Annotated in this window: 17 protein-coding genes, 1 other RNA gene, 1 riboswitch and 1 other annotated feature; of the genes, 16 read left to right on the plus strand and 2 right to left on the minus strand. The window is 38.7% G+C overall.

Translation table 11 applies throughout. The features are described from left to right. The 9 genes from CEF19_RS13840 (at position 1) to CEF19_RS13875 (ending at position 11,600) form a co-directional block, all read left to right on the plus strand. A complete protein-coding gene (locus CEF19_RS13840) occupies positions 1-330 on the plus strand; it encodes a LapA family protein (protein WP_100406586.1) in 330 nt (109 codons plus the stop codon). Between the two features lie 65 nt (positions 331-395). Further along, a complete protein-coding gene (recJ, locus tag CEF19_RS13845; RefSeq protein ID WP_100406587.1) occupies positions 396-2,747 on the plus strand; it encodes a single-stranded-DNA-specific exonuclease RecJ in 2,352 nt (783 codons plus the stop codon). After that, positions 2,748-3,263 carry an adenine phosphoribosyltransferase gene (locus CEF19_RS13850; protein ID WP_100406588.1) on the plus strand — a complete coding sequence of 172 codons (516 nt, stop codon included), beginning with the start codon at positions 2,748-2,750 and terminating at the stop codon, positions 3,261-3,263. Between the two features lie 342 nt (positions 3,264-3,605). Continuing rightward, positions 3,606-5,795: a RelA/SpoT family protein gene (locus tag CEF19_RS13855; protein WP_100406589.1), complete on the plus strand. Its 2,190-nt coding sequence runs from the start codon at positions 3,606-3,608 to the stop codon at positions 5,793-5,795. Between the two features lie 33 nt (positions 5,796-5,828). Further along, the gene (gene dtd / locus CEF19_RS13860; RefSeq protein ID WP_100406590.1) at positions 5,829-6,272 is read left to right on the plus strand and encodes a D-aminoacyl-tRNA deacylase; all 444 of its coding nucleotides are present in this window, start codon (positions 5,829-5,831) and stop codon (positions 6,270-6,272) included. 116 nt (positions 6,273-6,388) lie between these two features. Next, positions 6,389-6,565: a hypothetical protein gene (locus CEF19_RS23535; protein ID WP_198510289.1), complete on the plus strand. Its 177-nt coding sequence runs from the start codon at positions 6,389-6,391 to the stop codon at positions 6,563-6,565. 55 nt (positions 6,566-6,620) lie between these two features. Next, positions 6,621-6,843, plus strand: a binding site (T-box leader). A 64-nt stretch (positions 6,844-6,907) separates the two neighbouring features. Further along, entirely contained in the window at positions 6,908-8,197 is a 1,290-nt protein-coding gene (hisS, locus tag CEF19_RS13865) for a histidine--tRNA ligase (protein ID WP_100406591.1), read from the plus strand. Then, on the plus strand, positions 8,194-9,981 hold the full coding sequence (gene aspS / locus CEF19_RS13870; RefSeq protein WP_100406592.1) for an aspartate--tRNA ligase: 1,788 nt from the start codon (positions 8,194-8,196) through the stop codon (positions 9,979-9,981). Before hisS ends, aspS begins: the two co-directional genes overlap by 4 nt. A gap of 113 nt (positions 9,982-10,094) precedes the next feature. Then, positions 10,095-10,205: riboswitch (SAM riboswitch) on the plus strand. Between the two features lie 165 nt (positions 10,206-10,370). Further along, on the plus strand, positions 10,371-11,600 hold the full coding sequence (locus tag CEF19_RS13875) for a homoserine dehydrogenase (RefSeq protein WP_100406593.1): 1,230 nt from the start codon (positions 10,371-10,373) through the stop codon (positions 11,598-11,600). On the opposite strand, the gene CEF19_RS13880 is transcribed toward CEF19_RS13875, so the two are convergent. Further along, the gene (locus CEF19_RS13880) at positions 11,577-11,882 is read right to left on the minus strand and encodes a hypothetical protein (RefSeq protein ID WP_100406594.1); all 306 of its coding nucleotides are present in this window, start codon (positions 11,880-11,882) and stop codon (positions 11,577-11,579) included. The two genes, CEF19_RS13875 and CEF19_RS13880, sit on opposite strands and share 24 nt — an antisense overlap. Positions 11,883-12,011: 129 nt before the next feature. Here CEF19_RS13880 and ssrS point away from each other — a divergent pair. The 6 genes from ssrS to CEF19_RS13910 all read left to right on the plus strand — a co-directional run bounded on the left by ssrS (position 12,012) and on the right by CEF19_RS13910 (position 17,736). Next, positions 12,012-12,193, plus strand: a non-coding RNA gene (ssrS, locus tag CEF19_RS13885) — 6S RNA. Between the two features lie 216 nt (positions 12,194-12,409). Beyond that, the gene (gene gndA, locus CEF19_RS13890; RefSeq protein ID WP_100406595.1) at positions 12,410-13,813 is read left to right on the plus strand and encodes an NADP-dependent phosphogluconate dehydrogenase; all 1,404 of its coding nucleotides are present in this window, start codon (positions 12,410-12,412) and stop codon (positions 13,811-13,813) included. Positions 13,814-13,966: 153 nt separating this feature from the next. Then, positions 13,967-14,728 carry a tRNA threonylcarbamoyladenosine dehydratase gene (locus tag CEF19_RS13895; protein ID WP_100406596.1) on the plus strand — a complete coding sequence of 254 codons (762 nt, stop codon included), beginning with the start codon at positions 13,967-13,969 and terminating at the stop codon, positions 14,726-14,728. A 131-nt stretch (positions 14,729-14,859) separates the two neighbouring features. Further along, complete coding sequence (locus CEF19_RS13900) at positions 14,860-15,576, plus strand: (Fe-S)-binding protein (protein ID WP_100406597.1); 717 nt, start codon at positions 14,860-14,862, stop codon at positions 15,574-15,576. Positions 15,577-15,595: 19 nt separating this feature from the next. Further along, complete coding sequence (locus CEF19_RS13905) at positions 15,596-17,023, plus strand: LutB/LldF family L-lactate oxidation iron-sulfur protein (RefSeq protein WP_100406598.1); 1,428 nt, start codon at positions 15,596-15,598, stop codon at positions 17,021-17,023. Further along, positions 17,020-17,736 (plus strand): LutC/YkgG family protein, encoded by a 717-nt coding sequence (locus CEF19_RS13910; protein WP_100406599.1) that lies wholly within the window; start codon positions 17,020-17,022, stop codon positions 17,734-17,736. The genes CEF19_RS13905 and CEF19_RS13910 overlap by 4 nt, the downstream gene beginning before the upstream one ends. Positions 17,737-17,793: 57 nt before the next feature. On the opposite strand, the gene CEF19_RS13915 is transcribed toward CEF19_RS13910, so the two are convergent. Further along, positions 17,794-18,432 carry an RsfA family transcriptional regulator gene (locus CEF19_RS13915; RefSeq protein ID WP_100406600.1) on the minus strand — a complete coding sequence of 213 codons (639 nt, stop codon included), beginning with the start codon at positions 18,430-18,432 and terminating at the stop codon, positions 17,794-17,796. A 400-nt stretch (positions 18,433-18,832) separates the two neighbouring features. Here CEF19_RS13915 and CEF19_RS13920 point away from each other — a divergent pair, with 400 nt between their 5' ends. Then, positions 18,833-19,537 carry an SDR family NAD(P)-dependent oxidoreductase gene (locus tag CEF19_RS13920; RefSeq protein ID WP_100406601.1) on the plus strand — a complete coding sequence of 235 codons (705 nt, stop codon included), beginning with the start codon at positions 18,833-18,835 and terminating at the stop codon, positions 19,535-19,537. The last annotated feature ends 62 nt before the right edge of the window (positions 19,538-19,599 follow it).

Consider the following 19,599-nt stretch of genomic DNA (forward strand, 5'->3'; position numbering starts at 1 on the left):
ATGAAAGGACAATGGGGACTAATCGGAGGCATACTGGCTGCGATAATTATTGCTGTCTTTGCAGTGATTAATGTTGAAGCGGTAAGAGTCAATTATTTATTCGGTGTTGCGGAATGGCCATTAATATTAGTTATTTTAGGTTCGGTGTTTATGGGTGCAATTATAGCAGGGGCTCTAAGTATGGTTCGAATTTATCAGTTGCAATCAGAAGTAAAACGATTGAGGCTAACAAATAGTAAAGAGTTTAAAGGAAAGAATGAGACAAAAGCTACAGAGAAAACTCTTCATACTGAAGATAGAAAATTGGAAAAAAACACAACAAATAACTAGCTTCCACTAAGCATTGTCACCTCTTGACGGCTCCTGTATAATGGGATGGTCAAGGGGTGTTATCTATGTTAAAACCTAAGGCTAGATGGAACATAAAAAGTCAAGAAATCGAAAAAGTACATGCGCTTGCTGAGGAATTAAAGATTGCTCCACTTGTTGCAAAATTATTACTAAATCGAGGAATTGATACGATAGAACGAGCACGAAAATTTTTATATAAGGAACAGATGAGTTTTCATGATCCGTATTTGTTAGATGGGATGAAAGAAACGGTACTACGAATTCGCGAAGCTATTGAAAAAAAGGAGCGTATACTCGTATTTGGAGACTATGATGCAGATGGGGTTAGTAGTACGGCAGTGATGGTGTATACGCTTCGCTATTTAAATGCAGACTTTGACTATTACATTCCTAATCGGTTTACTGAAGGTTATGGTCCGAATGAACCTGCTTTACGTAAAGCAAAAGAAGATGGCTACAGCCTTGTTGTCACAGTAGATACAGGTATTGCTGCCGTACATGAAGCGGCTATTGCAAAAGAAATTGGCTTAGATTTCATTGTCACTGACCATCACGAAGCTCCCCCTATCTTACCGGCTGCCTATGCGATTGTTAACCCTAAAAAGCCCAATTGTCCTTACCCATTCAAGGGATTAGCGGGTGTTGGCGTTGCTTTTAAGGTTGCTCAAGCACTTTTAAATCGTATACCGATAGAGCTATTTGATATCGCTGTGATTGGGACCATAGCAGATTTAGTTCCGTTAGTTGATGAAAATCGTCTTTTGGCAAAGGAAGGTTTGATTGCTCTACAAGAAACTGAGAAACCTGGATTAATAGCTTTAAAGAAAGTATGTGGATTTGGAAGTGAAGCGATTAGAGCCGACCATGTTGGTTTTGGAATTGGTCCAAGAATTAACGCGGCTGGTCGACTTGCTTCTGCTGACCCTGCGGTGGAGCTTTTAGTAACTGACGACCAAGAAAAGGCTAGACAATTGGCAACAGAGATAGATGCTCTAAATAAAGAACGACAATTTATCGTAAATGAAATTGCAGAAGAAGCAGTTGATATGGTAGAGCGCTTATACCCAGCTAAAGAAAACAATGTCTTAATCATTGGTAACTATGGATGGAATGCTGGTGTAATTGGAATTGTGGCTTCAAGGCTAGTGGAACGGTTTTACAGGCCGACGATTGTTCTTAGTTTTGATGAAGAAAAAGGACAAGCAAAAGGGTCGGCTAGAAGTATTGCAGGTTTTGATATGTTTGAAGAACTCTCAAAGAGTCGCGATATTCTGCCACATTTTGGAGGACATCCAATGGCTGCAGGACTTACAATGAGTCTAGTAAATGTCGATTTATTACGCGAACGCTTAAACAAGCAGGCGAGTGAATCGTTATCCGCTCAAGACTTTATTCCGATATCACAGATTGATTTAGTAGCAAGTGTTGATGAAGTGTCATTAAATGTTATTTCGCAGTTGGAAGAGCTTGCTCCTTTTGGTGTTAGTAACCCAACGCCAAAAGTCATGCTTGAAGGTGTTAATCTTGCAGAAATGCGTCGAATTGGGAGTGACTCTAACCATTTGAAAATTAGCTTTTCCCAAAATGGGGGAAACTTAGATGGCATCGGTTTTAATTTAGGGCATCTGCATGATGAGATGTCTTCATCAGCAAAAATCTCAGCGGTAGGAACTCTTTCAATTAACGAGTGGAATGGAAACGTGAAGCCTCAAATGATGATTGAGGACATGGCAGTTAAGGAATGGCAGCTCTTTGATTGGAGAAGCATTCAAAAGCAAAGAATCGCAGAAAGACTAGCACAATTGACGGAAGATAATAGAGTATTGGTTGCATTTCGTTCTGATACGGCTAGAAAATTAGCGATACCAGAGAAGATGTCGGTTCATTTAGCGACTGGTCCTGATTTGAACCTTACTGGTAAATACGTAGTGTTACTTGATTTACCATATGAACGCACTGAAATCAAAGAGTTTTTTTGTGGAAATGGTTTACCGGAACGAGTTTATACAATTTTTCATCAAGTAGAGGATTCCTTTTTTACAACGGATCCGACTCGTGAACAATTTAAATGGTTTTATGCTTTTTTGCTAAAACAAAAAACGTTTGATGTAAAAAGAGGTAAAGAATTAGCGAAATATAAAGGGTGGTCTGAGCAAACGGTTGAATTTATGTCCAATGTGTTTTTAGAGCTTGGGTTTGTTACAATAAATGATGGTTTGATTATTGCGTTGGATAACCCAGAAAAGAAAAGTCTTGAAGAATCTCATACATTTAGACGAAAGAAAGAACAAGCACAGCTTGAAAATGAGTTTGTGTATTCATCCTATGATGAGTTGAAAATGTGGTTTGACCAGTTTATAAAGCGGAAAGAACAAGAAGTCAAGGAGACGGTGTAAATGGATTTTAAGAAGTATATTACGATTGTGGAAGATTACCCCAAAAACGGTATTCTCTTCAAAGATATTACAACACTTATGCAAGAGGGTGAAGTTTACAAGGCTGCCATTGATGAAATGGCTGCTTTTGCTCGCGATAAAGACATAGATTTAGTGGTTGGCCCAGAAGCGCGAGGTTTTGTTATCGGCTGTCCGATTTCATATGCGCTCGAAAAGGGATTTGTTCCTGTGCGTAAAGCTGGAAAATTACCACGTGATGTCATTTCTGTGGACTACGGTTTGGAATATGGAAAAGATGTTCTAACGATTCATCGTGACGCCATTAAAAAAGGACAACGTATTTTAATTACAGATGACCTTTTGGCAACGGGAGGTACGATTGAAGCAACCATTAAGATGGTTGAAGATCTTGGTGGTATCGTGGTTGGCATTGCATTTTTGATTGAGCTTGGTTATTTAAATGGGCGAGAGCGTTTAAATAACTATGAGCTGTTTTCTTTAATGACATATAATTAAAAAATGATGTTTAAAAACTTGGAAGTTTAGTTAGACACCATAGGGGATGAAATGGGTCTTTGAATGGGAAGAGAGGAGAGCCTTGCTTTAGGAGAGATTCCAATGTCTTAGGAAAAGATAAAGCACACTTCCCAAGCCACCTTTACGCAGAAGCTTTAAAAAAGTAAGTGCTCACATTATGGGCACTTTTTCTTTTATCGTGAGAAGTTATTCTAGAGTAATCATGTTATACTGAACAAAGAATAAGGTAAGTAGAACAATTTCCTTCATTTCCCCTTTACATCTAGGGAAAACTTAACGATAATAAAAAGAAATATTGAATCGTAAAAATAAGGTGATTCCATGACAATAGATCAGGTAATAGAAAAAGCGAGTCGCTATTTGAATGAAGAGGACGTCGCTTTTTTGCAAAAGGCATATGAATTTGCGGAGAAAGCACATAGTGGACAATACCGAAAATCAGGTGAGCCCTATATTCTACATCCGATCCAAGTAGCTGGTATTATTGTGGGGCTCGATCTTGACCCTAACACAATAGCGGCTGCATTTCTTCATGATGTTGTAGAAGATACGGATGTGACTGTCGAAGAAATTGAACGTGAATTTAATGACCAAGTCGCTTTATTAGTAGATGGCGTCACGAAACTAAAGAAGTTTAAATATAAGTCAAAGGAAGAGCAACAAGCGGAGAACCATCGGAAAATGCTGGTTGCAATGGCAAAGGATATCCGAGTGATCCTTATTAAGCTTGCGGACCGTTTGCATAATATGCGGACCTTAAAGTATATGCCTCCTGAAAAGCAGCGGGTTACCTCAAATGAAACATTAGAAATATTTGCTCCACTCGCCCATCGTCTCGGGATATCGACTATTAAGTGGGAACTAGAAGACACGGCATTACGTTATTTAGATCCGCAGCAATATTACCGAATCGTTAACTTAATGAAGAGGAAGAGGGCTGAACGAGAGAAGTACTTATCGGATGTTATTAATACGATTGGTGAACACTTGAGTGAAGTCAATGTGAAAGCGGAAATTTCTGGAAGACCGAAGCATATTTATAGCATTTACCGAAAGATGGTTATCCAAAATAAGCAATTTAATGAAATTTATGATTTATTAGCCGTTCGGATTATCGTTAAAAATATTAAAGATTGCTACGCAGGCCTTGGAGTGATTCATACCTGTTGGAAGCCAATGCCGGGCCGATTCAAAGATTATATCGCGATGCCTAAGGCGAATATGTATCAGTCTCTTCATACAACGGTAGTTGGTCCGCTTGGTGACCCATTGGAAGTGCAAATCCGTACTGATGACATGCATCGTGTTGCCGAGTTCGGGGTTGCTGCTCATTGGGCTTATAAAGAAGGGAAGTCAGTATCCTCGATTAATAAGAATTCATTTGAGGACAAGCTAACTTGGTTTAGGGATGTCATTGAATCGCAAAATGATACAAATGATGCTCAGGAATTTATGGAGTCATTAAAAACGGATTTATTTTCGGATATGGTTTTCGTATTCACACCAAAAGGGGATGTGATTGAGCTTCCTCGCGGTTCGGTTCCTTTGGACTTTGCTTATCGTATTCATAGTGAAATCGGTAATCGCTGTATTGGTGCGAAGGTGAACGGGAAGATGGTTACTCTCGACCATGAGTTAAAGACTGGTGATATTATCGAAGTCATGACATCGAAACATTCATATGGTCCAAGTCAAGATTGGCTAAAAATCTCTCAGTCTTCACATGCTAAAAATAAAATTAAGCAATGGTTTAAGAAAGAACGTCGTGAAGAAAATGTCGAAAAGGGTCGCGAGATTGTTGAAAAGGAAATTCGTTTACTAGACTTCAATCCAAAAGAGGTTTTGACCCAGGAAAACATTTCAGAAGTCGCTCACAAATTCAGCTTTGCTGGTGAAGAGGATATGTTCGCGGCAGCAGGTTACGGTGGGATAAGCTCAAAGCAAATTGTTAACCGTTTAACAGAGAAGCTTCGAAAGAAACTGGACCAAGAGCAAGAAGAACAATCTCTTGCTGCGGCATTAACTGATATTCAGACCGTTGCACCAAAGAAAAAAACAAATTCAGGTGTTAAGGTAAAGGGTGTGGATAATCTACTTATCCGACTTTCACGTTGCTGTACACCGGTCCCAGGTGACGATATTATTGGTTACATTACAAAAGGTAGAGGTGTTTCAATCCATCGCTCTGATTGTCAAAATGTAAAAAATGAAGAAGCACAGGGACGATTATTAGAGGTTGAATGGGAAGGTGACCATCAACAAAATAAATCCTACAACGTGGACATTGAAGTAACGGGTTACGACAGACATGGACTTTTAAACCAAGTTCTTCAAACAGTTACTGAAACAAAAACGATGATTAATGCAGTTTCAGGTCGATCCGATCATCGAAATAAGGTTGCGACAATCCATTTGACAATTTCGATTCATAACATCGACCATCTCCATAAAGTTGTGGAAAAAATAAAACATCTTCAAGATATTTATTCAGTGCGTCGGATTATGCACTAATGTAAAATGATAGGTAAGCAAGAGGTGAATGATGTGAAAGTGGTTCTTCAACGAGTGAGCCATGCGTCAGTGTCGGTACAGCAAAAGATCGTAGGTCAAATTGAACACGGTCTAGTTCTTCTTGTCGGGGTGACCCATGAAGATACGATTCAAGACGTTGAGTATATGTCGGAGAAAATTATTAATTTGCGGATTTTTGAGGATGACGAGGGTAAGATGAATGAGTCCCTTCTCGATGTAGGTGGTCAGATTTTATCTGTATCACAATTTACACTTTATGGCGATTGTCGTAAAGGGAGACGTCCTAACTTCATGGAAGCTGCGAAACCTGATGTTGCGATCGAGTGTTATAATCAATTTAATGAACGACTAAAACAAAAAGGAATTCGTGTGGAAACAGGTGTTTTCGGTGCAATGATGGACGTTTCTCTTGTTAACGACGGACCTGTTACCATCATTATTGATAGTAAGTCTTAAAGGATATCCCAAAAGTCATGATTGACTTTTGGGGATATCCTTTTTAATATATTTGAAAGAAATCAAAAACAATTGGACATGCTAGTAGTAGGACATTTCGGAAGGAACGGTGACGAATGAATACTAGCATGAATCAAAAATCGCATCAACAATCTTCTCAGCCTTTATTTCATGTTGATGTACATAGTTATATGGCAAAGGAAAATCAGCAGACGAATATTGAATTGGCTACTGAATTTGGTATTTCATCAAGAGATGCGAAGTTGCTGAAGAATAAGTTATCTCGTAATTGATCTATTGACATCGCATGATTTCATCCGTATGATTATAAACGATAAAAGAAAACTTAGCATTCCAAAGAAAAGGCAAAGTAATTAAGACACCAGATTTTAATAGAGAGGAGAGGTCATGGCTGAAAGCCCTCCATTTCTGACTTAATGAAAGAACACCTTTGAGGATTTTCCCTGAACGTGTAAGTAGTAGGGGGAAACGTAGCAGGCGTTAACTGTGTAAAGTGGAAGCAACGATTGCTTCAATTAGGGTGGCACCACGGGTAACTCTCGTCCCTGATGATTATTCATCAGGGATGGGAGTTTTTTTATATTGAATTATTTTAAAGAAAAGAAGGTGAAAGTATGAGTCAAATCCAGATTCCACGAGGCACACAAGATATTTTGCCAGGGGATGTTGAACTTTGGCAATACATAGAGACAAAGGCTAAGGATGTATGTAGACGCTACAATTATCATGAAATTCGCACACCTATTTTTGAACATACTGATTTGTTCCAGCGAGGTGTTGGCGATACGACAGATATTGTCCAAAAAGAAATGTATACATTCGAAGACCGTGGCAAGCGAAGTTTAACTTTACGTCCAGAGGGAACGGCGGCTGTTGTACGTTCATTCGTTGAAAAGAAGCTTTATGGAAATGCAAATCAACCTACAAAGCTATACTATACTGGTCCAATGTTTCGTTATGAGCGTCCACAATCAGGTCGAATGCGTCAATTTATTCAATTCGGGGTTGAGGCATTAGGAAGTGATGATCCCGCTCTCGATGCAGAAGTTCTAGCCCTTGTTATGAGTATTTACGGAGAACTTGGTTTAAAGGATATTAAGCTTGTTATTAATAGTCTTGGTGATAAAACAAGCCGTGATGATCACAGACAAGCGTTAATTAACCATTTCAAACCGAGCATTACTGAGTTTTGTGAGGATTGCCAAGGACGTCTCGAGAAAAATCCGCTACGGATTCTAGACTGTAAAAAAGATCGCGAGCATCAGCTGATGTCGACGGCTCCATCTATTCTTGCCTATTTAAATGAAGAATCAAAAGCTTATTTTGATAAAGTGAAAAACTATTTAGATAAAATAGGAATTGCATACGAAGTAGATCCAACGCTCGTAAGAGGACTAGACTATTATAATCATACTGCCTTCGAAGTGATGGCAGTAGGTAAAGGTTTTGGAGCAATTACGACTCTCTGTGGTGGAGGGCGCTACAATGGACTTGTTGAGGAAATTGGTGGACCACCAACCGCTGGCATCGGTTTTGCCTTTAGTATTGAACGCTTAATTATGGCCCTTAAGGCACACCAACTTGAATTGCCATTTGAGCAGAATATTGATTGTTACCTCGTCTCGCTTGGAGAACAGGCAAAGGAAAAGACTGTTGAGTTACTTTATCGGCTGCGTGCTGCAGGAATACGTGCTGACAAAGATTATTTAGACAAGAAGATGAAAGCACAATTTAAAGCAGCTGACCGTTTAAAGGCCTCCTATACCGTGATTTTAGGAGACGATGAGCTTGCAGTAAATAAAATTAATGTCAAGCACATGGAAACTGGGGAGCAGGTCGAAGTAGCAATTGATTCATTAATCGACTACATGAAAACACAACTTGAAGGAGGAAAAGAATTATGATTGGAAGAACACATCAATGTGGAGTACTTGGAGAACAGACTGTAGGGGAAAAGGTACAATTAAAGGGCTGGGTGCAAAGACGACGGGATTTAGGACAAGTTATTTTCTTAGATGTTCGTGATCGTTCTGGTATCGTCCAAGTTGTTTTTAGTCCAGAGATTAATGACGAGGCATTAAAAGTTGCCGAACGTATTCGTAATGAGTATGTGATTGAAATTGAAGGAACTGTTATCTTGCGTGACCCAAAAACAGTAAACAATAAGCTAGCAACAGGTAAGATTGAAGTACATGTACATGAAATTAATATTTTAAATGCTTCTAAGCCGGTTCCGTTTGCTATTGAAGCGGATACTGATGCATCTGAGGATGTTCGTTTAAAATATCGCTACCTAGACCTTCGTCGTCCTGATATGCAAGAGATTTTTAAGCTTCGCCATCGTACGACAAAGCTTATTCGTGACTTCCTTGATGAAGAAACTTTTCTTGAAATTGAAACACCAATGTTAACAAAGAGTACACCAGAAGGAGCACGTGACTATCTTGTTCCAAGTCGGGTGCATCATGGTGAATTTTATGCCTTACCACAGTCGCCACAGTTGTTTAAACAAATGTTAATGGTATCTGGTTTTGAGCGTTACTATCAAATTGTACGTTGCTTCCGTGATGAGGATTTACGTGCAGACCGGCAGCCTGAATTTACACAAGTCGATATAGAGACTTCTTTCATGGACAAAGAAAGTCTAATAAACATGACAGAGCGTATGATGGCTAAGGTGTTAAAAGAAACTAAAGGTGTGGAACTGTCGTTACCATTACCACGCTTAACGTATGATGAAGCAATGAATCGTTTTGGTTCTGATAAGCCTGATACACGTTTTGGCTTGGAGTTGATTGAGCTATCAGATATCGTTAAGGATACAGAGTTCAAAGTATTCCAAGGTGCTTTAAAGAGTGGCGGTATCGTTAAAGGTTTGAACTTAAAAGGTGGGGCAGACAAATTATCTCGTAAAGAAATTGATGCTCTAACAGACTTTGTAAAACAATACGGCGCGAAAGGTCTTGCCTGGTTAAAAGTTGAAGAAGATGGACTTAAAGGACCAATTTCTAAATTCTTTGAAGATGAGCAAGCTCAAAACCTGATGAGTGCCTTAGATGCAGAAGCTGGAGATTTATTATTCTTTGGTGCAGATAAAAAGCAAGTGGTCTATGATAGTTTAGGTGCTTTACGTTTAAAATTTGGTAAAGATTTTAATTTAATTAAAAAAGATACGTTTAATTTCCTTTGGGTGGTTGATTTCCCACTTGTTGAGTATGATGAAAATGCGAAGCGTTATGTCGCTCTACATCATCCGTTTACAAGTCCGAAAAAGGAAGATATGGCACTTCTCGAAACTGATCCCGCGAGTGTCCGTGCTGATGCCTATGACCTTGTTTTAAATGGTTATGAGTTAGGTGGAGGTTCTCAACGTATTTATCAACGCGATATTCAAATGCAAATGTTCAAGGCACTTGGATTCTCAGAAGAGGAAGCGTGGGAGCAATTTGGCTTCTTACTGGAAGCGTTCGAATTTGGAACACCTCCTCATGGTGGAATTGCGCTTGGTCTTGACCGTATGATCATGTTATTAGCTGGTCGTTCGAATTTGCGTGATACCATTGCATTCCCGAAAACCGCAAGTGCAAGCGACCTATTAACAAATGCTCCTAGTGAAGTTAGTGTAGAGCAATTAATCGATTTAAACCTTTCTGTTATTGGAAAAAAATCAGAAAAAGTTAATTCCTAATCCTTGAAAACCCTCTAGTTAGAGGGTTTTTCTGTGCGGAATTTTTCATTTTATGATTTGACAATGGAAAAAAACAAACGTATAATCAGCTTCGTTGAGAAACGTATATGAAACTATCAAGAGCGGCAGAGGGACTGACCCTATGAAGCCCGGCAACCTGTTTTGCTTGCCAGTAAACAAAGGTGCTACGTTCAGCAGAATGATGACATTCTGAGAGATATGAGAGGCATGAAACCCTTTCCGAATGGAGAGGGTTTTTTGAAAAACTAAAAAGTGTACACAGTTTTGTAGGAATTCTTGGAGATTAGGAATTTTAAAGAAGAATGGTTCCGTATATTAACTTCAGGGAAATGCTTCTAAACAGCTTTTCTTATAGAGGGAGAGATAACATGCTGAAAATAGGTTTAATAGGGTACGGAACGGTTGGGAGAGGCGTTTATGAAAGATTAGAGGTTTCAAAAGCTTCGATATCAGCCGTATTAGGTGAAGAATGCCACGTCGAAGCTATTCTTATTAAAAACGAGCAAAAGCATCGTTTACTAGAAAAGGAATGCTTAGTAACTGTGGATTGGGCTGAATTTCAACAAGCAGGTCCTTTCGATCTCATTTTCGAAGCCATTGGCGGGTTAGAGCCAGCATTAACTTATACATTAGCTTATCTTGAGAAAGGGATACCTGTTATTACCGCTAATAAGAAGCTTGTTGCTGAACATGGAGCTAAATTAGAGGAAGTAGCAGAAAGTAATCAAACCTATTATGGTTATGAAGCTGCCGTTGCAGGGGGAATACCAATTATAAATGTTTTAAAAGGACTTCTACCTACCACAGGAATCTCACGAGTTTCTGGAATTTTAAATGGGACGACTAATTATATGTTAACGGAGATGATTGAGAATCACCGTAGTTTTGCAGAAGTACTAATAGAAGCACAAGAACTTGGTTATGCCGAAGCTGACCCAACCGATGATGTTGGTGGATTCGATGCATGGTATAAAATTCGAATCCTTAGTAGATTATGTTTCGGGCAGTGGCCGAATACTGAGTTATTTCATTGCCAAGGACTAACAGCATTGGAGGATTGGCATGCCGAAGTCGGTGAACGAATCGGTCTAAAGTTAAAATTAATTGGAGAAGCACACTCGATAAATGGACATGTACATGGGTCAGTCGCTCCTGCATTTTTAACAAAAACAGAGGCGCTTGCCTCCGTTTCGGGTGTAACGAACGGAGTATCTCTTGAAGGGAAGGACATAAAACAATTATTGTTTATTGGACCCGGAGCAGGCAAAGAAGCTACGGCTAACAGCATGGTTGAAGACTTTCTTTTTCACAGACGTTATCAAGGAAATAGACTTTCAGCGAATGTAGAAAGTATAGAAGAAATACCGTTTCGTTATTCGCTTGTTTTTATAAAGCAAGCTGAGCGCGACACTGCACTTCAGTGGGTAAAAGAACAATTTATTCAAGTTAACGAAACATACTCTCACCCTGAAGGCGAAGCGTGGTTAGTACCTTCTGTATACGAAGTGAACGCTCAATTTCCTAGTTATCATGTGTATGGTGAAATTACTAGTAGTTACGCAGAGGAAAGCTCCTCAGCGCAACTCGGGACGTTCTAATTTTAGCTGTTGGTAGGCAGAAATAAATTGGAGAGGTTCTTCTTTAATGTAGAACGATCGAACACCACTTGAAGTATGAAGATATAGAAAACCCATTGCATTCTTTTCTGGTTTCTTACGGTACGAGATATCAAAAATAGAGGTAATGGGGAAGCTTTCATCTTTGACAAGTAGCTTATCTTTGCATAACGTGATGTCGTAGGAAGTTTCTATAATCCGTTTTTCGACCCATCCTATTTCTTGATGAACGTCCACACATGTTTGTGTTGCAATAATTTCCATGAAAAAGCCACTCCTTTTCTTAAAACTCTATCATAAGGAAGGTTTCAAACCAAGTAAAGTGAAAAGAAGAAAAAATCTGAAAGCGCTTGCAACTTTTAAATACATATGCTATTATATAAACAGTAAACAAGATTCCTGAGATGTACGTTACACACTGTACGTTTTGAGCCAACATTTTTTGATAGGGAATTTACGTTGTTTGTTAGATTACAAGCCTTCATTGCGTAGAGGACGTAAGAAAATAAACACGAAGTACCCACCTGTGAAAGCAGGTTCAAAACAAAAGGATACACGGCATATTCGGGATTCTTGTTCCACAATTTCCATTATGTATATTTCACTTCAAAACAAGTTAACCTATAGTTAGCTTGTTTTTTGGGGTTTTCGTGATGAATGCACATTCAAAAGGAGATATTTCGATAGAAAATGACGTTAAATATTAAAAAAAGTCAGAAAGGGCTACATATAAAGCGTCATTTAATGGTATAATGATTCCCGTTATTATAGTTTAGAAAGGTGGAGGTTATATGCCGCAACAAATTGGTGTTATTGGTCTAGCAGTCATGGGTAAAAACCTAGCTCTTAATATTGAAAGCAGGGGTTATAGTGTTTCTGTTTTTAACCGTTCTGCTCAAAAAACGGAAGAATTCTTATCGGAAGCAGTAGGAAAGAATGTCATGGGTACATATTCAATTGAAGAATTTGTTCAATCTTTAGAAAAGCCTCGTCGCATCATGATTATGGTTAAAGCAGGTGGTCCAACAGACGCAACAATTAGTCAGTTGAAACCATTCCTTGATCAAGGTGATGTTATTATTGATGGAGGTAACGCTTATTTCGAGGATACGATTCGTCGTAATAAAGAACTTGAAGCAGATGGTATTCGTTTTGTTGGTACAGGTGTTTCAGGCGGAGAAGAAGGCGCACTAAAAGGACCTTCAATTATGCCTGGTGGCCAAAAGGATGCGTATGAATTAGTTAAGCCGATATTTACTGATATTTCTGCAAAAGTAGACGGAGACGCTTGTTCAACATATATCGGTCCAGACGGTGCAGGTCATTATGTGAAGATGGTTCATAACGGCATTGAGTATGGAGATATGCAATTAATTACAGAAGCATACTACTTAATGAAACAAGTTCTTGGACTTGATGCACAAGACCTACATGAGACATTTGCTGACTGGAATAAAGGTGAGCTTGATTCTTATTTAATCGAGATTACTGCAGATATCTTTACTAAAGTTGACGAAGAGACTGGAAAGCCGCTTGTTGATTTAATTTTAGATACAGCTGGTCAAAAGGGTACAGGAAAGTGGACAAGTAAAAGTTCACTTGATTTAGGTGTACCACTCTCAATTATTACAGAGTCTGTTTTCCAACGTTTCCTTTCAGCGATGAAGGAAGAGCGTGTGAAGGCAAGTAAAATTCTTAAAGGGCCTAAAGTTAAGCCTTTCGATGGCGACAAAGCAGAATTTATTGAAAAAATTCGTAAAGCTCTTTATGCAAGTAAAATTTGTTCTTATGCGCAAGGCTTTGCTCAAATGAGAGCAGCTTCCGATGAGTATGACTGGAATCTAAATTACGGTGAAATCGCTATGATTTTCCGTGGGGGATGTATCATTCGTGCACGCTTCCTTCAAAATATTAAGGATGCGTATGATAAAGATCCAGGTCTAACAAATCTTTTATTAGATTCATACTTCCAAAAGAGCGTTGAAGAATATCAAGATGCGTGGCGTGATGTGGTTGCTGAAGCTGTTAAGCGTGGAATTCCTGTACCAGGATTTGCAAGTGGTCTGGCTTATTTTGATAGCTACCGTGCAGAAACATTGCCTGCAAACCTTTTACAAGCTCAAAGAGATTATTTCGGAGCGCATACGTATCAAAGAGTTGATAAAGAAGGCGTCTTCCATACAAACTGGTTCTAGTATCTAATACAGTCCGTTCAAAAAGGGAGCGTTTCTACCCTTTAGAACGGACTTTTATTATGGATACGTCTACTCCTTTCGTGTGATTTCGACTTTTCGTTGTTGCTATGATATAGTCAAAAAATCAATAAAATTGAAGGAGGAATAAATCAAATGTTGCACCAATTTTCACGAAATGAATTAGCAATAGGCCGTGAAGGTCTTAATTTGCTGAAAAATAGTACGGTTGCCGTACTTGGCATTGGAGGGGTTGGTTCGTTCTCTGCGGAAGCCCTTGCTCGTTCCGGGGTAGGCAGACTTGTATTAGTTGATAAAGACGATGTTGACATAACGAATGTTAATCGACAAATTCATGCCTTGCTTTCAACAGTGGGGCGTCAAAAAGTTGAGTTGATGAAAGAGCGAATTGCTGACATTAACCCGGAGTGTGAAGTCATTGCCTTGAAAATGTTTTACACTGATGAGACATATGAACAATTTTTTAGCTATAATTTAGATTATGTCATTGATGCAAGTGATACGATTTCATATAAAATTCATTTAATGAAGCAGTGTTTGGAACGTAAAATGCCGATTATTTCAAGTATGGGTGCGGCCAATAAAATGGACCCAACTCGCTTGAAGATTGCCGATATTTCAAAGACAAGCTATGACCCAATGGCGAAAGTTATTCGCACTCGCTTAAGAAAAGAAGGAATTCACAAAGGAATTGAGGTTGTCTTCTCAGAAGAGCAACCAATTCAAATCCGTGAAGATATCCGCAGGGACATTGTTCCAGAAGCAGCAGAAGAGGGTAAAATTCGAAAGGCAAAAATGCCACCTTCATCTAATGCGTTTGTCCCGTCTGTAGCGGGTTTGATTATGGCTGGCCACGTTATTACAAACTTGTTAAAAAATATAGAGATCTCTCGATAAAAGCATCAGATTTTGATGCTTTTTTCTTTTTATATAGATAAATTGCCCTAAATCTACTATACTTAACTTACATGAAGGCATTAGTATGAATATAGTGATCTGATGACCTTACCACTCGAGGAGGAAACGATATGAATGTTTCATTATTTATCACGTGTCTTGCGGATGTCTTTTATCCAGGTGTCGGGAAAGATGTAGTCGAAGTTTTAGAACGTGAAGGATGTAAAGTTGACTTTCCGGCACAACAAACCTGCTGTGGCCAGCCAGCCTATAATAGTGGTTACCATCGTGAGTCTAGAGATGTAGCTAAAAGTATGATTCGAGCATTCGAAGAATCAAAATACGTGGTAGCGCCATCAGGATCTTGTGCGGCGATGATTCGCGAGTACCCACATCTATTTGATGAAGATAAAGAATGGAAGGCAAAGGCGCAAGCTTTAGCTGAGAAGACATACGAGTTTACACAATTCCTCGTCGATGTCTTAAAGGTTGAAGATGTTGGAGCTAAATTACCTATTAAAGCAACGTACCATACGTCTTGTCATATGACTCGTCTTCTTGGTGTTAAGGATGCACCGATGAAGCTTTTAAATAACGTAGAAGGTTTAGAATTTACGAGTTTACCAAATAAAGAAATTTGCTGTGGTTTCGGTGGAACATTTTCAGTAAAAATGGTGCCGATTTCAGAGCAAATGGTTAATGAAAAAATTACACATATCGAAGAAACTAATTCAGATGTACTTATTGGGGCTGACTGTGGGTGTTTAATGAATATCGGTGGACGGATTGACCGACAAGGAAAGCCAATTAAAGTAATGCATATCGCACAAGTATTAAATCAAAAATAAGAAAGGAAGGTGAAAAAGTATGGCCATGAAGATTGGGGAAATTGAATTTTTTGGACGTGTCGATAAAGGTATAAAAAATGATTTCATGCGAAATGCAATGGTATCGGCGCAGGAACGTTTAAAAAATGGACGGGTACATGCAGCAGAAGAATTGGGCAATTGGGAAGATTGGCGTGATTTATCGGAAGAAATAAGACAGCATACACTGGAAAATCTTGATTTTTATTTGGAGCAATTAGCCGATAATGTAACCAAGAAAGGTGGACACATCTTTTTTGCGCAAACCGCTGAGGAAGCAAATGAGTATATAAAAAAGGTTGTAGCAGAAAAAGAGGCTAAGAAAATAATTAAATCAAAATCAATGGTTACCGAAGAGATTAGTATGAATGAAGCACTTGAAGCAATGGGCTGTGAGGTTATTGAAACGGATTTAGGAGAATACATTCTTCAGATTGATGACCATGATCCGCCTTCGCATATTGTTGCTCCGGCGCTTCATAAAAACAAAGACCAAATCCGTGATACGTTTCAAGAGAAAAAAGGCTATAAGAACTCTTCAAAGCCAGAAGAATTAGCTCTTTTTGCTAGAGAACAGCTTCGTCAGGAGTTTTTAAGTGCAGATCTTGGGATAACAGGGTGTAACTTTGCTGTTGCGGAGTCTGGAAGTATTTCACTTGTAACGAATGAAGGAAATGCGCGTCTAGCAACATCGCTACCAAAAACGCAAATTACGGTTATGGGGATGGAGCGGATTGTTCCAACATGGGAAGAGCTTGATGTTTTAGTAAGTATGCTATGTCGTAGTGCTGTTGGCCAAAAGTTAACAAGCTATATCACGGGATTAACCGGTCCAAAAGAAGAGGAAGATATTGATGGCCCTGAGGAATTTCATCTCGTAGTTGTAGATAACGGACGCTCAAATATATTAGGAACAGAATTCCAATCTGCTCTCCAATGTATTCGCTGTGCAGCCTGTATTAATGTTTGTCCGATTTATCGACACATTGGAGGCCATTCGTACGGATCAATCTATCCAGGTCCAATTGGAGCAGTTCTTTCACCACTATTGGGTGGCTATGATGATTATAAAGAATTACCTTTTGCTTCAAGCTTATGTGCGGCTTGTACTGAAGCATGTCCAGTTAAAATTCCATTGCATGACCTGTTAGTGAAACATCGTCGCAATATGGTTGAGGACCAAGGTAAAGGTTCTTTCGGTGAAAAGTTAGCGATGAAGGGCTTTGCTATGGCTGTCACGTCGCCCAAGATTTATAATGCTGGCTCAAAGTTTGCACCAACAATGATGGGACCATTAGTGAAAGACGGGAAAATTTCAAAAGGACCAGGGCCAGTGAAACCTTGGACAGACATTCGAGATTTTCCAGAACCGAGTAAAGAATCATTCCGAAAGTGGTTCTCCAAGCGGGACAAAGGAGGTAAATCATGACAGGGGTAACGCATAACAAAGACGCTTTCTTGAATAAAATTGCTGAAAGTTTAGGACGTGAACGAAGAAGTACGGGAGTCACAAAGCCAGTATGGAAAAAGCAGCCTCAGTTTGATGTGTTTAAGGGTGAGAACCAAGACGAATTAGTGAAACGTTTAGAGGAACAGTGCAAACGAATACACACACGTTTTGAAAAAGCTACAACAGAGACTCTTCCTCGTGTCTTGCAAGATGTAATTGACTTATATGAAGGTGAGAAAATTATAAATTGGGAGGATCCGAGGTTCGAAGAGTTTGGCTTAACCCCACTTTTTCAAACGCTAGGTGATGCTGGGAAGTCGATTCATTTCTGGGATAAAGAAAAAGGGAAAGAGAACATCAGCATTGCGGAACAAGCTGATATAGGGATTACATTCTCAGATATGACACTTGCAGAGTCAGGAACGGTTGTGTTATTAAGTAAATCTGAAAAAGGACGTTCAGTGAGTCTCTTACCAACTAGTTATATCGCGATTATCCCCAAGAGTACAGTTGTTCCAAGAATGACTCAAGCAACTACCATGCTCCATAAACTTGCACAAGAGGAGGGTCAATTCCCTTCATGTGTTAATTTCATTTCCGGACCGAGTAATAGTGCTGATATTGAAATGAAATTAGTTGTGGGGGTTCATGGACCGATTCGTGCTTGTTATATTATTGTTGAGGATAAGTAAAAAGTATTATAGAAAGAAGGTCAGACTTTACTATTACTAGCGAAGTCTGACCTTCTTTTATTTTGCAATTTTTTCAAGATTTCCATTTTTGTCCATTTTGAAGGCGGCATTAGATAAAGGCTCTTCATCTTCCAAAATCGCCATTCGTCTAGCCCGATTCATAATTTGAATAAGAGACTGGTAATCTTCTTCAATGATGCTATTGTCTTGCTTTATTTTTTGTAACTCGCTTTCTAGTTCACGATTTCTAGTCAACAGCTCCATGTTTTCCTTTAGAAGAGTTTCATTCTCTCTTTGGATACGTGTTTGTGACTGTCCGTCTTGAGAAAGGGACTGCAAATATTGAATCACATTATCAATTGATAGTTCAGACGCTGCTTCCATCTGTAGGCTTGGACGTTTTGGTTGTGCGATCATTGGTGTCGTCCATAGAGGTTTATTTGGCGTATAATAGCTAATAGAGGCAGCTCGCTTTCTTTCTTTTCTTTCCTTTTTTGCTTCAGCAATTTGTCTTGTATAACGTTGACGCACGACGGCATTCCACCGAAAGCCACAAGCCGCAGATGTACGATTTAATTCGTCACCAACTTCATCAAAAGCTCTTAATTGTGTACTACCTTCGCAAATATGTTTTATTACCGTTTCTGCTAATAATACATCATCCTCATGAGACCATGCATCCTGTCTAATTTTCATTTTCATTCATCTCCTCATATTTTAAAAGTGTTGTGTTATAACTACTCTTTCCAAAATGAGGAGATTGCATACAAGTATGATAGAAATTTTTTGTTTTTTAAGCTAATTTAATTTAAAAAGCAAAATATGTTTTAATCTAGTTAATTCTAATATAGTTATAAACTCAAACCTGAAATTTGTAGATTAGCATTTAGAGTAAACATTCATACTTATAATTAATTTAGGGATAGAAATTTGAGTAACGAATGTTGAAAAGATATTAGTGACCTGGGCCTGCTGATGATATAATAAATTCAGGAAACTCCATGTGGATATTTAATTAATACATATATCTCAAGGATCTCAATCTTAGGTGAAAGTAGCGTTATGAAGTAGAAACCACCTGAAGCGAGGGGATAAGATGAATAAAACCATATTAATTACCGGAGCAAGCAGGGGGCTCGGTTTAGCATTTACAGAAAGGTATCTAAATGAAGGATACATCGTTTTTGCGGGAATACGAAAGATAAATGAGAATATTGAAAGATTAAAGCACAGTTATCAGGAAAGTTTGCTTCCAATAATCATGGATATTTCCGATGATCACTCTGTTATTCATGCAGCTGCTGAAATAAAAAATTATTCTGGTAAATTAGACATTATTATTAATAATGCAGCTTCACGCTTTCCAGAAACAAATAATAATTTAGAAGATGTAAGTCTTGAGGTAGCAATCCAATCTTATAATATCAATACACTGGGTCCGTTGAGAGTAGCGAAGAATTTTATCCCTTTTGTAGAAAAAGGCCAAAATAAAATGTTTGTAAATATTTCATCAGAAGCAGGCAGCATAGAAACATGTAAGCGTGATAATGAATTTGATTATTGCATGTCGAAATCTGCATTAAATATGCAAAGTGTGATACTGCAAAACTATGTCAAACCTCAAGGAATTAAAGTGCTAGCTATTCACCCAGGTTGGATGCACACGGATATGGGAGGTGAAAAGGCCCCTCTTGCTCCAAGCCAATCGGCTGAATCAATTAGCAAACTTATTAAAACGTATCAAGGTGATGTCGACGGTCCTGTTTTTCTTGATTATCAGGGAAATGTCTTTCCATGGTAACGTTAAAGATTTGTTTGAAAAAAGAAGAAGGTGTCTAAAAAATGCACCTCTTCTTTTTTTAA

Origin of the sequence: Bacillus solitudinis, assembly GCF_002797395.1 — a bacterium.
Classification (GTDB): Bacteria; Bacillota; Bacilli; order Bacillales; family Bacillaceae_D; genus Halalkalibacter_A; species Halalkalibacter_A solitudinis.